This window comes from Paraburkholderia ribeironis, from assembly GCF_900019265.1.
In the GTDB taxonomy this organism is placed as follows: Bacteria; Pseudomonadota; Gammaproteobacteria; order Burkholderiales; family Burkholderiaceae; genus Paraburkholderia; species Paraburkholderia ribeironis.
Genome location: NZ_CYGX02000009.1, coordinates 108,653 through 121,884, shown reverse-complemented (window position 1 = coordinate 121,884; position 13,232 = coordinate 108,653). Strand labels below are relative to the sequence as shown.

Annotated in this window: 14 protein-coding genes and 1 tRNA gene; 13 read left to right on the top strand and 2 right to left on the bottom strand. The window is 58.6% G+C overall.

What is annotated here, in order from left to right; genetic code table 11:
* Nucleotides 1-12 precede the first annotated feature (12 nt).
* Complete coding sequence (locus BN2475_RS04210) at nucleotides 13-1,233, bottom strand: Do family serine endopeptidase (protein ID WP_094778329.1); 1,221 nt, start codon at nucleotides 1,231-1,233, stop codon at nucleotides 13-15.
* Nucleotides 1,234-1,252: 19 nt separating this feature from the next.
* Here BN2475_RS04210 and BN2475_RS04205 point away from each other — a divergent pair, with 19 nt between their 5' ends.
* The 8 genes from BN2475_RS04205 (at nucleotide 1,253) to BN2475_RS04170 (ending at nucleotide 7,828) form a co-directional block, all read left to right on the top strand.
* The gene (locus BN2475_RS04205; RefSeq protein WP_094778328.1) at nucleotides 1,253-1,999 is read left to right on the top strand and encodes a Nif3-like dinuclear metal center hexameric protein; all 747 of its coding nucleotides are present in this window, start codon (nucleotides 1,253-1,255) and stop codon (nucleotides 1,997-1,999) included.
* 219 nt (nucleotides 2,000-2,218) lie between these two features.
* Entirely contained in the window at nucleotides 2,219-2,839 is a 621-nt protein-coding gene (gene petA, locus BN2475_RS04200) for a ubiquinol-cytochrome c reductase iron-sulfur subunit (protein WP_094778327.1), read from the top strand.
* Nucleotides 2,839-4,218, top strand: a complete 1,380-nt coding sequence (locus BN2475_RS04195) for a cytochrome b (RefSeq protein ID WP_094778326.1) — start codon at nucleotides 2,839-2,841, stop codon at nucleotides 4,216-4,218. Before petA ends, BN2475_RS04195 begins: the two co-directional genes overlap by 1 nt.
* Before the next feature lie 23 nt (nucleotides 4,219-4,241).
* A complete protein-coding gene (locus BN2475_RS04190; RefSeq protein ID WP_094778325.1) occupies nucleotides 4,242-4,997 on the top strand; it encodes a cytochrome c1 in 756 nt (251 codons plus the stop codon).
* 95 nt (nucleotides 4,998-5,092) lie between these two features.
* Entirely contained in the window at nucleotides 5,093-5,704 is a 612-nt protein-coding gene (locus BN2475_RS04185) for a glutathione S-transferase N-terminal domain-containing protein (RefSeq protein ID WP_006052302.1), read from the top strand.
* Between the two features lie 70 nt (nucleotides 5,705-5,774).
* Nucleotides 5,775-6,284 carry a ClpXP protease specificity-enhancing factor gene (locus BN2475_RS04180; RefSeq protein WP_094778324.1) on the top strand — a complete coding sequence of 170 codons (510 nt, stop codon included), beginning with the start codon at nucleotides 5,775-5,777 and terminating at the stop codon, nucleotides 6,282-6,284.
* A gap of 19 nt (nucleotides 6,285-6,303) precedes the next feature.
* Nucleotides 6,304-6,379, top strand: a tRNA-Thr gene (locus BN2475_RS04175).
* A gap of 447 nt (nucleotides 6,380-6,826) precedes the next feature.
* Nucleotides 6,827-7,828 (top strand): hypothetical protein, encoded by a 1,002-nt coding sequence (locus tag BN2475_RS04170; RefSeq protein WP_094778323.1) that lies wholly within the window; start codon nucleotides 6,827-6,829, stop codon nucleotides 7,826-7,828.
* Between the two features lie 508 nt (nucleotides 7,829-8,336).
* Here the strand turns inward: BN2475_RS04170 and BN2475_RS04160 are convergent.
* On the bottom strand, nucleotides 8,337-8,603 hold the full coding sequence (locus BN2475_RS04160) for a helix-turn-helix domain-containing protein (protein WP_094778322.1): 267 nt from the start codon (nucleotides 8,601-8,603) through the stop codon (nucleotides 8,337-8,339).
* Nucleotides 8,604-8,874: 271 nt separating this feature from the next.
* On the opposite strand from BN2475_RS04160, the gene BN2475_RS04155 reads away from it, so the two are divergent.
* The 5 genes from BN2475_RS04155 to BN2475_RS04130 all read left to right on the top strand — a co-directional run bounded on the left by BN2475_RS04155 (nucleotide 8,875) and on the right by BN2475_RS04130 (nucleotide 13,053).
* Nucleotides 8,875-9,258, top strand: coding sequence for a hypothetical protein (locus BN2475_RS04155; RefSeq protein WP_143325730.1), 384 nt, complete (start codon nucleotides 8,875-8,877; stop codon nucleotides 9,256-9,258).
* A 1,318-nt stretch (nucleotides 9,259-10,576) separates the two neighbouring features.
* Nucleotides 10,577-11,053 (top strand): hypothetical protein, encoded by a 477-nt coding sequence (locus BN2475_RS04145; RefSeq protein ID WP_094778319.1) that lies wholly within the window; start codon nucleotides 10,577-10,579, stop codon nucleotides 11,051-11,053.
* 15 nt (nucleotides 11,054-11,068) lie between these two features.
* A complete protein-coding gene (locus tag BN2475_RS04140) occupies nucleotides 11,069-11,590 on the top strand; it encodes an HAD domain-containing protein (protein ID WP_094778318.1) in 522 nt (173 codons plus the stop codon).
* Between the two features lie 23 nt (nucleotides 11,591-11,613).
* On the top strand, nucleotides 11,614-12,126 hold the full coding sequence (locus tag BN2475_RS04135) for an HAD domain-containing protein (protein WP_094778317.1): 513 nt from the start codon (nucleotides 11,614-11,616) through the stop codon (nucleotides 12,124-12,126).
* 303 nt (nucleotides 12,127-12,429) lie between these two features.
* On the top strand, nucleotides 12,430-13,053 hold the full coding sequence (locus tag BN2475_RS04130) for a hypothetical protein (RefSeq protein ID WP_094778316.1): 624 nt from the start codon (nucleotides 12,430-12,432) through the stop codon (nucleotides 13,051-13,053).
* Nucleotides 13,054-13,232: the final 179 nt, after the last annotated feature.

Here is a 13,232-nt window from a genome sequence, read left to right as displayed (position 1 = left end):
ACTCGAAGTGCCTTAACCGCCTTCTTCGTCCGGCTGATCGCCGCCGTTGTCCTCGGCCGGTTGCTTCGGCGGAGGCGGGCGCTTGCCGATGGTCACGGCCAGATCGATCTCGCGGCCCTTGCGCACCAGATGCACTTTCGCGGCGGTGCCCGGCTTGATCTGCGCGATCACATTCAACAGCCGTGTGGTGTCGGTGATCTCCTGGCCGTTCACGCTGACCAGGATGTCGCCAGGCTTGATGCCGGCACGATCGGCGGGACCGCTCTTCAGCACCCCCGCGACGATCGCGCCCGATTTCTGCTCGAGCCCGAACGACTCGGCGATCTCCGGCGTCACGTCTTGCGGCTCGACGCCGATCCAGCCGCGCGTGACCGTACCGGTGGTGATGATGCTCTCCAGCACGCTGCGCGCGGTCGATACGGGGATCGCGAAGCCGATGCCAAGCGAGCCCCCCGAGCGCGAATAGATCGCGGTATTGATGCCGATCAGGTTGCCGTTCACGTCGACCAGCGCACCGCCCGAATTGCCCGGATTGATCGGCGCGTCGGTCTGGATGAAGTTTTCGAACGTGTTGATGCCGAGATGGTTGCGGCCCAGCGCACTGACGATGCCCATGGTCACCGTCTGACCGACGCCGAACGGGTTGCCGATCGCCAGCACGATGTCGCCCACGCGCGTCTGGTCCATGCGGCCGAGCGTGATGGTGGGCAGATTGGTCATGTTGACCTTGAGCACGGCCAGATCCGTTTCCGGATCGATGCCGATTACTTTTGCGTTGGCGGTGCGACCATCGGCCAGCGCGATTTCGATCTGATCGGCGCCGTCCACGACGTGCTGGTTCGTTAGAATGTAACCTTCCGAACTCACTATCACCCCGGAGCCGAGGTTGGACGCGGGTTGCTCCTGCTGCTTGCGTTTGTTCTTGTCGCCAAAAAAGTAGCGGAACAGAGGATCTTTCGCGCGGGGGTCCGGTGGCAGTGAGCCATCCTTGCTGGAAAACACGTTGACGACCGCGGGCATGGCCTTCTGCGCCGCATCTGCATAGGACGCCTGGGCTGGCCCGCTACCGATGCCTGGCGCCACTTCCCGTAGCGCGACGATCGGTTCGGCGAGTTGCTTGCCGAATTGCCCTTGATGCTGGAGCCACTGCGGTTTGAGGGTCGCAATGATGAACATCAGCGCCAACAGCACAGTCACCGCTTGGGCAAAGAACAGCCAAAAGCGTCTAAGCATCTGAAGACTAGAGGTTTATATGGATCGGATTGAACTTGAATTGTACTTGAACAATCTCCTTGAAACCGCGTGCTTCAAGGACTATTGCCCCAATGGACTGCAGGTCGAAGGACGCCGCCGGGTCAACAAGCTCGCGACCGGCGTGACCGCTTCGTTGGCCTTCCTGGAGGCCGCGCTCGACTGGGGCGCGGATGCGGTGCTGGTCCATCACGGCTACTTCTGGCGCAACGAAGCACCGCAGATCACTGGCCGCAAATACGCGCGCCTCAAGCTGCTGCTCAGCAACGATCTGAATCTGTTCGCCTATCACCTGCCGCTCGACGATCACCCGGAGTTCGGCAACAACGCGCAGATCGGTGCGAAGATGGGCTGGATCAGCGACGCACGTTTCGGCGAGAACGACCTCGGCTGGCTCGCCACCTTTCCGATGCCGATCACGCTCGCGCACTTCACCGCGCAGGTGGAGCAGACCCTCGGCCGCGAGCCGCTGGTGTTCGGCGACGCCGATCGCGAGCTGCGCCGCGTGGGCTGGTGCACCGGCGCCGCGCAAGGCATGTTCGACGCGGCGATCAGCGCGGGCGCCGACGTCTACCTGACGGGCGAAGTGTCGGAGTCGGTGATGCATACGTCGGCGGAGAGCGGCGTCGCGTTTCTCGCGGCCGGCCATCACGCGACGGAGCGCTTCGGCGTGCAGGCGGTGGGCAAGCATCTGTCCGAGTCGTTCGATATCGAGCACCTGTTTATCGATATCCCCAACCCTGTCTGAATTACGAATTGCATTAAAGAAGTAAAACGCACGGATAACGTAGAGGCTACTTAAAAGGAGGTACGAAAAGGTTTGCGATTCGTACGGAGAAACCCTGAGTTATCAAGGGCTTCGCGCGGTTTTTGGCGATCGGCCCTTGTAAATGACGACTCCATTCGAGCAAACTAGCGGCGGTAGAAAGCGACTGAAGGAAAATCCAACTCAGAAGTGGGGCGTGTAATGCGAGACAAGGAAGATGAACGCGTCGACGGCAGCCGCCGTAACTGGCTGGTAGCGACGACGGTAGCAGGTGGCATAGGAGGTGTTGCCATTGTCGTACCCTTTGTTAGTTCGTTTGCACCATCTGAAAAGGCCAAGGCAGCAGGCGCCCCGGTCGAAGTGGATATCAGTAATCTGAAGCCCGGCGAGATGATGACCGTCGCCTGGCGCGGCAAGCCGGTGTGGATCATCAACCGCACCGACCGGATGCTCGCCGATATCCAGAAGGCGGACAGCATGGTAGCGGACCCCCACACCGAGAATCCGTTCTCGATGCCGCTGCCGGACTACGCCAACAACGAATTTCGCTCACGCGCGGAGAACAAGCACCTACTCGTCGCCGTCGCAGTCTGTACCCATCTGGGCTGCACGCCGACGCCACGCTTCCAGGAGGGAGCGCAGCCCAACCTTCCGGACGACTGGCCCGGCGGCTTTCTGTGCCCCTGCCACGGCTCGACCTACGACATGGCCGGCCGCGTCTTCAAGAACAAACCTGCGCCGCAAAACCTCGACATCCCGCGCTTCATGTTCACGTCGGCCACGGGCCTCGTGATCGGGAAGGACGAGAAAGGAGAAGCGTAATGGCGATGGATCACGAAGTAGAGACGACCGGGCTGGTCGGCTGGTTCGACCGGCGCTTTCCTCTGACGGCCACCTGGAAGAAGCACGTTTCCGAGTACTACGCGCCGAAGAACTTCAACTTCTGGTACTTCTTTGGTTCGCTCGCGTTGCTGGTGCTGGTCAATCAGATCGTCACCGGCATTTTTCTCACGATGAACTACAAGCCCGACGCGACGCTCGCGTTCGCGTCGGTCGAGTACATCATGCGCGAGGTGCCGTGGGGCTGGCTGATCCGGTATATGCATTCCACAGGCGCGTCGATGTTTTTCATCGTCGTCTACCTGCATATGTTCCGCGGGCTGCTGTACGGCTCGTATCGCAAGCCGCGCGAACTCGTGTGGATCTTCGGCTGCCTGATTTTCCTGAGCCTGATGGCCGAGGCGTTTTTCGGCTACCTGTTGCCGTGGGGGCAGATGTCGTTCTGGGGCGCACAGGTGATCGTGAACCTGTTCTCGGCGATTCCGTTCATCGGCCCCGATCTGTCGCTGTGGATTCGCGGCGACTATGTCGTCTCGGACGTCACGCTCAATCGCTTCTTCGCGTTTCACGTGATCGCGATTCCGCTGGTGCTCATCGCCCTCGTGATCGCTCACCTGGTCGCGCTGCACGAGGTGGGGTCGAACAACCCGGACGGCATCGAGATCAAGGCGAAGAAGGGGCCGGACGGCGTGCCGCTCGACGGCATTCCGTTCCACCCGTACTACTCGGTGCACGATTTCATGGGCACCGCGGTGTTTCTGGTGATCTTCGCCGCGATCATTTTCTTCGCGCCGGAAGTGGGCGGGTACTTCCTTGAAGCGAACAACTTCATTCCCGCCAATCCGCTGCAAACGCCGCCGGAAATCGCGCCAGTGTGGTACTTCACCGCCTTCTACGCGATGCTGCGCGCCACCACCGATCCATTCAAGATCGTGCTGATGATCGTGATCGCGCTGCTCGGCCTGCTCGCGCTGGTGCGCGCGCGTGGCACGTGGAAGGTCGGCTTGCCGGTCCTCGCGGCGCTGGTAATTCTGGCGATGGCGTTCACTGAGTCGAAGTTCTGGGGCGTGGTGGTGATGGGCGGCGCGGTGATCTCGCTGTTCTTCCTGCCGTGGCTCGACCGCTCGCCGGTGAAGTCGATCCGTTACCGGCCGTTTTTTCACAAGGCGTTCTTCGCGATCTTCGTGCTCGCTTTCCTGACCTTGGGCTTCCTCGGCACCAGACCGCCGTCGCCCGCGTCGACGCTGATCGCCCAGGTGTGCGCGTTGATCTACTTCGCGTTTTTCCTCGGTATGCCGTTCTGGACGCGGCTTGGCAAGTTCAAGCAGCCACCCGAACGGGTGCGGTTCAAGCCTCACTAATCGCGAGCCAGGAGAACACGAAGATGAAAAAGCTGCTTTCGACGTGCGCGCTGATCGGCGCGACACTGCTCGCGGTGCTGGCCGCTCCGGCATACGCGGACGAGAATTTCCCTCTCGACCGCGCGCCCGATAACGCGGAGAATTTCGCTTCTTTGCAGCGCGGCGCGCAATTGTTTGTAAACTACTGTCTGAATTGCCACAGCGCGAACCTGATGCGCTACAACCGGCTGACCGACCTCGGCATCACGCCGGGCGAAATTCAGTCGAACCTGCTGTTCACCACCGACAAGGTCGGCAACACGATGACCGTGGCAATGCGCCCGGACGACGCGAAGACGTGGTTCGGCGCGGCGCCACCGGATCTGTCGGTGGAAGCGCGGGCGCGCGGCAAGGACTGGCTGTACACGTATCTGCGCAGTTTCTATCGCGACAATACGCGGCCCACTGGCTGGAACAATCTGGTGTACGAGAACGTGAGCATGCCTCACGTGCTGTGGCAGCTTCAGGGGCAACGTGCGGCGAAATTCGGCGACGAAATCGACGAAAAAACTGGCGAGACGGTACACAAATTTGTCGGCTTCCAGCAGCTCACTCCGGGGACGATGTCGCCGGTAGATTATGATTCTGCTGTGGCCGACCTCGTGTCGTACCTGTCATGGATGTCCGAACCGACGCAGCAAACCCGCAAACAGCTTGGCGTGTGGGTATTGTTGTTCCTCGGGATCCTGAGCTTTTTCGCCTGGCGACTGAACGCCGCGTACTGGAAACATATCAAATAATCACGCCGCCACACGGTGTGGGGCCGGCGCCAGGAAAAACCTGCTAAACGGTTTTTCCGCGCGCTGGCCCTTCAGCTTTTTGAGGAAACGTAAACATGATGGTTCTGTATTCCGGCACAACTTGCCCGTTCTCCCAGCGTTGCCGGCTGGTGTTGTTCGAAAAGGGCATGGACTTCGAAATCCGCGATGTCGACCTGTTTAACAAGCCGGAAGACATCGCCGTGATGAATCCGTATGGTCAAGTGCCGATTCTCGTCGAACGGGACCTGATTCTGTACGAGTCGAACATCATCAACGAGTACATCGACGAGCGCTTCCCGCATCCGCAACTGATGCCGGCCGATCCGGTCCAGCGCGCCCGCGCCCGCCTGTTCCTGCTGAACTTCGAAAAAGAACTGTTCGTGCACGTCGGCACGCTCGAAAACGAGAAGGGCAAGGCCGCCGAGAAGAATCACGAGAAGGCGCGCCTCGCGATCCGCGATCGCCTGACGCAGCTCGCGCCGATCTTCCTGAAGAACAAGTACATGCTCGGCGAAGAGTTCTCGATGCTCGACGTCGCGATCGCGCCGTTGCTGTGGCGTCTGGATCACTACGGCATCGAGCTGTCGAAGAACGCGGCACCGCTGATGAAGTACGCTGAGCGCATTTTCAGCCGCCCGGCTTATATCGAAGCGCTGACGCCTTCGGAAAAGGTGATGCGTCGTTGAGTTTGGCTTTGGGGTGAGGGCGCCGCACGATAGATCAAGTGCGAGCCCGCGCCCAGCAAGAGGACTGTTGATGCAAGAGATTTCCACCAAGCCGTACCTGCTGCGCGCGCTTTACGAGTGGTGCACGGATAACGGCTACACGCCGCACATCGCGGTCCGGGTCGACAATCAGACGCGCGTACCGCGTCAGTTTGTGCGAGACAACGAAATCGTGTTGAACATCAGCTTCGAGGCGACCAGCCAGTTGCAGATGGGCAATGAGTGGATCGAGTTCAGCGCGCGTTTCTCCGGCAAGTCGCACAAGATCGAGGTGCCCGTCGCCAATATTCTCGCGATCTATGCGCGCGAAAACGGCCAAGGCATGGCGTTCCCGGTCGAGTCGGCGGGCGGCGAAGCGCAGGATTCCGGCGCCGATGCGGAACTGGCGGACGAGACGGCCGCGCCGGCTGCGCCACGCGCGGTCGAGACGTCGTCGGCCGATACGGCTGCTGCGAAGGCCGATACCGCGACGGAGGGCCCTCAGCCTGACGACGACGGATCGAAAGGTGGCGGAAGGGCTCGCCTCAAGATCGTAAAATGAAGTAGAATCACGGCCTCATGCCGGCTTAGCTCATCAGGTAGAGCGCTTGACTTGTAATCATGAGGTGGCGGGTTCGAGTCCTGCAGCCGGCACCAAGTAAATCAAGGGGTTACGAGATTTTCCCTCGTGGCCCCTTTTCTTTGCCTCCGTGGCGTAGTCACTGCGTAGACACGACGCCGACGGATTTCTGGCCTGACTCGCTCCTGCTGACGCACGCCGCCATCTCAAGCGTGGCCTGCCCCGCAGATGTCTGCTACGAGTATAGGTCACGCGGCTGCGAGTGCGTCCGCTCCCCGCTGGCGTAATACAAAACATTCAAAAACCTGCATCCCGCGCGGAAGGCCGCAAGGCTCTACCTCAAATGTCGGGCATTCGCTGGGGTCCAGTGCGCGCGGGACAAGGGGAGCAGGCGGTCATTATGAAGTCTGGCCGACGACGAGTAGCCGGCGTATCGGCTACACTCGTCAGTTGACGGTCTGCGTCAGGGACGCTGACGCGCTGCTCGCGGACTTGTCCGGCGGGCGACCGGACGGGGAGGCCATATGACCAGATTGGCGAGCATCCTCTTGCCCGTGGTGGCAGGCATGGTGCGCGTCGAACGCGTGCCGCGCCTGATTGTCGACGCGCTCCACCCGCTCCCGCAGGGCGTGTGTCCGCTGACCCTGCTACGACAGCGCGCTGCTTGCTGGGCGGAGCACAAGTCAGCAGTATCAGCGACCATCGGCCGGGGTGAACTGGTGGTGCGCAACCCTGTAGGTATGCTGCCGCAGGCGGGACCATGGAGCAGTGAGCCGGAAAAGGCAGTTGTCGCCGTCCAGGACCTGGCCCGATATCTGGAGCGCTTCGGGATTGGGGTGAAGTGGCTCGAACTGCCTACGGAACTGCCCGACGACCAATTCAACTGCAACCGGTCCGTCCCCATCAACTGGACAGAGGTCGCCACCATCACCCACCTGCCGGCACGCGATGCCGTGTTGCTCATGCATGGGCTGAATCCACGGATGCATCGCAATCTCGCGCTTCCTCTTTCGCCCGAACACAGCGATGACGTTGCCCGTTTTTTTGCGACGGTCCGCGACGTGCTTGCCCTTGCGGAGGCTCAGAAAATTGCGGCAAGGCAAGCTTCCGAATGGCTGCAGTGGGCGGATGACCTCGAGATTGTCGTGCATTCGGACTTCCGTCGACTGGTCGAATCGCAGCGGGCATGGCGAGGGACGAGCGGCGCATCGTTGGCGGTGAGCGGAGGCGCGCCGCTGACGCCCGCGAGACCACTCACGGTTTTCCACAAGAATCCTCATAGGAAAGCCAACATCCTGGACGCCCCGGTTGACCTCGCGCGATGCCAAGCGCTCGACCCAGGCGATTACCAGAGCGTTTGGGCGTCGCTGGTGAAAATTGCCCAGGCCCCGAGGCGACCGGCCCCGCTTACCGGCTACGTGGAAACGGAGGGTATCCTGTACCAGGACGAAAACAACCCCTGCAAGCGACTAACCAAAGTGGGATTTGCAAAATATTTTAGTCGCCGTTTTCAGCCCTTGAGCTGATACCTCGTCGCGGTTGTTTTTCCGCTCTCAGCAGCCAGATTCGTCCACATTCGGCCGTTTGCCGCGCGATTGATTGACCGGGGTGACGGGACTCCTATTCTGCAAGCCATGACGAATGGCCGGAGGAAGGAGGGCCCCTCATGAAAAACCTTGAAACAGGATTGCCGGAAGTGCTGCCGACTGATGCTGCCGCTGCTGCACTTAACAGAGCTCCCCAGACTCTGCGCAAGTGGGCGTGCCTCGAAACCGGTCCAATTCGGCCGATTCGTATCAACCGTCGCCTCGCTTGGCGAGTGGATGACCTGCGCGTGCTGCTCGACGGCTCTTCGGCTGCTGGCCCAGCGCGACAGGCGCGACGTTCACCGTCTCGGCAAAGACCTCGCGATGTCGTATGAGGCGTCCGAGGGTTCCCTAGACCAGTCCGGGCCGATTAGAAAACCGGCCTCCAGTTGAAAGTATGACTTGGGGTCGTGGCCAGCCTCTCGCGGGGAATTGCGGGGAATGCACGTCAGGCAGAGGGCGCACGTTTTTTATCATCGACCGGCTTCCCAGGTTGCAGCAGCACAATCGGCGACACCTCAAGGGCTTCCGCAAGCCTTTGCAGGTTATCGACGCTGACGTTCGCCAAGCAGCGCTCGACCTGACTGACATACGTGCGATGAAACCCGCATTGTTCGCTCAGGTCTTCCTGCGTAACGGCCTTCTCATTTCGGATACGACGAAGGTTGTGTGCCAGCAACCCGCGCAGCCATGGGTCAATTTCTTTCTTATTCATGGGGCTGAAGATTCAACCAACCACAAGAGGTTGTCTACCGCCCTATGCTCTACTGCTTTTTTCCATACTGGATTTACACATACTGCTTTTTTCCATACAATGGTCTCAACAGGGCGGCAAGCATCGCGTGCCGCTAGCCCAATCTGCCAGCTGATGTGTTCGGCGTGACGTATTTGGGTCGCACTCTTTCGCGCGCATCTCAAAGCCCGTTCGCTGGGCCCGCAACGGTGAACGTGCACGGCGCGGAGCAATGGTCGGAGTCAGATTACAAATGGAAGCAATCTATGACCTGGGGGCGTTGTTGCCCAAGATTTATCAAATGCCCCCCAGAATCTGCTTCCTGCTTCACCTGCGGGACAATCTCGGTGACGAAATGCGCGTCGTAACATCCAGCCCGAACGTGATAATAAGCCTGCTTACGGCCCCCGATGCGCTGTCGGCAGAAATACACATGCTTCTACCGATAGCTGACCGGGAAGACGCCCCAGCGCTTCAGCGAATTACCGAAGTGCATCTTTGCAATGACGGAAAATGTGTTTTCCGGGTGGAAACCGGCGAGCAGTTTCTCAGCGTGGACGGCGAGGAGCCGATAGCAATGTTGTGTCTTTGCTGTGATTCCGAGCATTCCGAGCCCCGGGAGCGCCGAGCAATGTGAAATGCACGGGTGCTCGTTTTTGAAATTATTAGCATGACGAATCATAGGATTTCCGCTGTTCAGCAATGGAAATCCAGGCATCTGTCGGGTCGTCCGATTGGCAGGAGGCTATTGAAAATGGAAGTAGTGGAGTTCGGTAGTGAGGACGCCGTGACGATGTGGGAGCAGCCATCATCATCGGCTGATGGTCGTCTACCACTGGTTAAGCTCAAGTGTACAACCGTCTTCCTCGTCGAGCTTGCAGTGGTCAAGTCAGGGGAAGACTTTGTGACATGGCGGCGCTTGGCTACGTATTCGCTTCTTAACGTCGCACGCTTGGTAAATGGACCTGATATCGCAAGTAGCTCGATATATATGCTTCCCTTCAAATCTCACCTATCCCAGCCTCAGACGTGCATTCGAATCACTGAGCTGCATACTACCGCATACGGCGAATGGCTTATCCGCACCGAAGATGGAGAGCAGCTACTCAAATCGGTGCCGCACCGAGAGCCGGCTCATCTTCAACGAGTCTATGAACTGAGTCAGAGTTCTGAAGAAAACGCGCAATAGCGCGGAGCCGATGTCGCATCAGGGATACTTCGTCATTAAGTTCGTAATCCTATGTGGATGTCCGTGCGACCACGCGTTCGCTTCCTAGGAAGCCAGGCAGTCGATGGACAAAGAGGAAGCGTGACGATGCGGGACGAAAGAGCGAGAGCCTCTCGCTGACGCGCGGAGCTCACTTCTGCAACTGTCCCCTGGGCGACCCAGCAGTAAAGAACCATCTCGCCAGCGATTGCGACTGTCATTCTGAAAGGCACCTATACATGACACCAGTGAGTATGCCGGAGGAGCTCGAAGAGCTCTCGCTTGATGCCACCGCGCGACTACTGGGCGTTCCGCGCATAGTCGTCAGGAAGCTCATCGAAGACAACGTGCTCCCGAGTCGCATCGTCAAGACGGGTTGCCGAGAGATACGACGGATACCGACGGTGGCCGTACAGGCGCATCGAGAGAAAATGCGTGCAATACACGATGCGGGGTTGCGTCGATTTTTGGACATCGGGGCGTGCGGGCCTCGACGACGCGGAGAATGAGGCCTTCCCGAAGCACATGAAGTCTGATGACGAGAAAGAATTAAGAGTGGTTACTTATCTCCGCGCACTAGAAAGGCCGCGCTCGCTGATGAAAAATTGCGGTGCCTCCGGCGAGCCGGGTCCCAACCGGAGTGGGAGTTCTGTTGCTGCAGATAGAGAGCCCAGCGCTACGGCGGCAGCGTTTGCTGGTCGCCCGGTCTCATTCGCATCTTACCCACAGCGAAAATAGGAGTTAAGTGATGGAACAAGGTGGCGGTACCGAGCAGCCCACCCCCCTAACTCAGCGAGGTCTATTGCCCGTTAGAGTCTCCCATGGCGCTTTCTTTTATGTTCGCTACGACGGAAAGACCTGTGATGCCTCACAGAACGAGAACGCGTTTATTGCACACACGCTCGACAGCGTTCTAACTTTGCTGGCGACAGCGAACTGCGATACGCCCGCTGTGTATCTCTGTTCAAAGAGAGTCGATGGAGACATTGCGGTCCGGCGCATAACAGCACTCAGTGAGCTTCCGGACACAGAAATGTGCATCCTTTTTTTCGGGGACGGTAACGGTGTGCTTTGGGATGAGAGCAAGCATCTAGGGGCCGTCAGCACTTACGCCGATGTAAATGCGCCGTTGAGCCTGAATCAATTGGCCAACATTGCGGCTCGTGTGGCAAGCGCCAGCGATGCCGAGCGTGACCCGAATGATACGGGTCAAGACGGAGGCTGACATTCAGCGGCTGCAATGAACAGAAAGGTCGACAGCATCGGCAAAACGGAGCGGAATCGCCAGGTCTTATTTCTGGATTTCGACGGAGTGCTTCACCGCTTCGGGGCGGTTCGCACCCGGAGAGGCATCGTTAGTATCTCCCCGGCCGTTCAGCTATTCGAGTTTGCTCCGATACTCGTGGAATGCCTTGCCCCGCACGACCGTTTGGAAATCGTTCTTTCGACGTCGTGGGTATACCTCTTGGGTTACCAGCGGGCAAAAAATGCGTTGCCCGGGGCATTAAGTGAGCGCGTGGTCGGTGCAACATATCATTCGAAGTATTTCGACTCCGACATGTGGGCATCGAAGGCGCGCGGCACCCAGATTCTGCGCTACGTGTTAACTCATCGTCTGACGAGGTGGCTCGCAATTGACGACGAAATCGTCGGTTTCGGTGAGCATTTGTCTCACGTCGTCAGGTGCGATGAGAATTCTGGCTTAGGTGACGTCAGCACTCAGACGTTACTCCGCACTCGACTGGCGGAGCAATTTGGATAACGAAATCTCCGGAAAGTAGAGAAATGCGAAATGTGCTCTTTCTTGATATCGATGGCGTGCTTCACCGAGGTATCGCTCGTCGTTCTGGAAACCGTGTGATGAGCAGCGCGCCTGACATCAAGCTTTTTGAGTATGCCACTGTGCTTGATGACTTGCTAACTCCTTATCCTGATTTAGAAATTGTCCTGTCTAGTGACTGGTCGTTGGTCTTCGGGACCGAGTTGACGCGCAACGCAATTCCGTCTCCAAGTCTACAGAACCGCATCGTCGGTGCGACCTTTGATGGATGCACTTTGAATCCCGTCGTTTGGCCGCTTCTTCCACGCGGAGAACAGGTTTTGGACTACGTCTCGCGGAACACACCACTGAGATGGCTCGCCGTAGACGACCGTGCTGACGGATTCGAAGCGCACCGGCAGAGACTCGTCCACTGTCAGACCGATGTAGGACTGGGCGACAGTGCAGTCGTCGAGCAATTCCGCGAGCGCCTACAGCGCTTCTTCACTAGAGCTCCTGATGATGACGCCGAGAACTGACGCGCACCGGAAAGCCGCCAATCCTGACGAAGGCTCCGCCCCGATATCTCAGAGCCAACCGGACAGGCGATTGAAAAGGCAGCTATCGTTTGCAATTGACCTCGGTCTTGCTCATGTCTTGACTGAGATTACTCCGCGCCGCTACGTCGAGTGGAGGACAACGGGGAGTGCCGAAATTGGGCGGGCGCTGAGGCGGGCGATTCTAGACGAACAGTTTGAGCGGCGACGAAAAGCAAGAGCAAAGACTGGTTTGTAGTTGTTGTGAATCGCCCTTTATTCGGAACGACGTTGAGGAGAGAAAGTATGTCCATCTACCTCGAGCTAGCTGGAGAGGGTGCTGAAATTGTCTGGCTCAAGGATTGGTCGATACGCGAGTCCGCTGACGGTTCGTGGCATTTCGTGGGTTACAGCCTTGAGACGTCTAACGGCCGTCTCAGTACAAAAATCGTTCACTTAGATAGGGCGACACGTACCGCGCAGACATTGAATGGGCAAATCTACCAGCTCGTTGGTGCGAGCGGGCATAACCTCGATGCCGAGTTTGTGTTCAACTCGTTCGCCAAAGGGCTCGGCAACGGAAAACCATGGCGGAATGTGTCGGCCGAGCTGATTCCTGATTGTTACGAGCGCAAGCATGTAACAGCTAACTGCCAGGAGGTGACGCTCGAAGCCGCTGCACGTTTGCTCCTTCTATCGCGCTCATATGTGAGGTCACTCATCAGTGACGACAAACTCCCAGGTCGAGTAGCCGAAGACGGTGTCCAATGGATACCGATTGACGCTCTGACGGAGTACCGCGCGAGGATGCGTGCCTCGCTACAAGAGGCGCTCCTTGCTCTGATGGAGACATCACAGCGTATGGGGCTTTACGACCCTGAAGCTGAGGAGCTTCAAGAGCATCAAAAGCTTGACGTAAACAACAAATAGGTGCTCCTCAGCACGGGCGGGCTGTTCTATCGTTGTCCGGTTGGTGAAGATAGAAAAGCGGCGTAACCGTCGAGGCGATGCAAGTGCGGTCCGTTCGGTCACATGTCCGTTGAAGTGGGCCGATTCATCTATAGACGAAGGGACTGATGCATTGCTTCGACTGCTCGGGTCCGAGTAGT

Excerpts from the sequence above, each read along its gene's own strand:
- BN2475_RS04155 (WP_143325730.1), top strand. The coding sequence starts at position 8,875 with ATGGAAGCAATCTATGACCTGGGGGCGTTGTTGCCCAAGATTTATCAA.
- BN2475_RS04135 (WP_094778317.1), top strand. The coding sequence starts at position 11,614 with ATGCGAAATGTGCTCTTTCTTGATATCGATGGCGTGCTTCACCGAGGT.
- BN2475_RS04170 (WP_094778323.1), top strand. The coding sequence starts at position 6,827 with ATGACCAGATTGGCGAGCATCCTCTTGCCCGTGGTGGCAGGCATGGTG.
- BN2475_RS04160 (WP_094778322.1), bottom strand. The coding sequence starts at position 8,603 with ATGAATAAGAAAGAAATTGACCCATGGCTGCGCGGGTTGCTGGCACAC.
- BN2475_RS04185 (WP_006052302.1), top strand. The coding sequence starts at position 5,093 with ATGATGGTTCTGTATTCCGGCACAACTTGCCCGTTCTCCCAGCGTTGC.
- BN2475_RS04130 (WP_094778316.1), top strand. The coding sequence starts at position 12,430 with ATGTCCATCTACCTCGAGCTAGCTGGAGAGGGTGCTGAAATTGTCTGG.
- BN2475_RS04140 (WP_094778318.1), top strand. The coding sequence starts at position 11,069 with ATGAACAGAAAGGTCGACAGCATCGGCAAAACGGAGCGGAATCGCCAG.
- BN2475_RS04205 (WP_094778328.1), top strand. The coding sequence starts at position 1,253 with ATGGATCGGATTGAACTTGAATTGTACTTGAACAATCTCCTTGAAACC.
- BN2475_RS04145 (WP_094778319.1), top strand. The coding sequence starts at position 10,577 with ATGGAACAAGGTGGCGGTACCGAGCAGCCCACCCCCCTAACTCAGCGA.
- BN2475_RS04210 (WP_094778329.1), bottom strand. The coding sequence starts at position 1,233 with ATGCTTAGACGCTTTTGGCTGTTCTTTGCCCAAGCGGTGACTGTGCTG.
- BN2475_RS04195 (WP_094778326.1), top strand. The coding sequence starts at position 2,839 with ATGGCGATGGATCACGAAGTAGAGACGACCGGGCTGGTCGGCTGGTTC.
- petA (WP_094778327.1), top strand. The coding sequence starts at position 2,219 with ATGCGAGACAAGGAAGATGAACGCGTCGACGGCAGCCGCCGTAACTGG.
- BN2475_RS04190 (WP_094778325.1), top strand. The coding sequence starts at position 4,242 with ATGAAAAAGCTGCTTTCGACGTGCGCGCTGATCGGCGCGACACTGCTC.
- BN2475_RS04180 (WP_094778324.1), top strand. The coding sequence starts at position 5,775 with ATGCAAGAGATTTCCACCAAGCCGTACCTGCTGCGCGCGCTTTACGAG.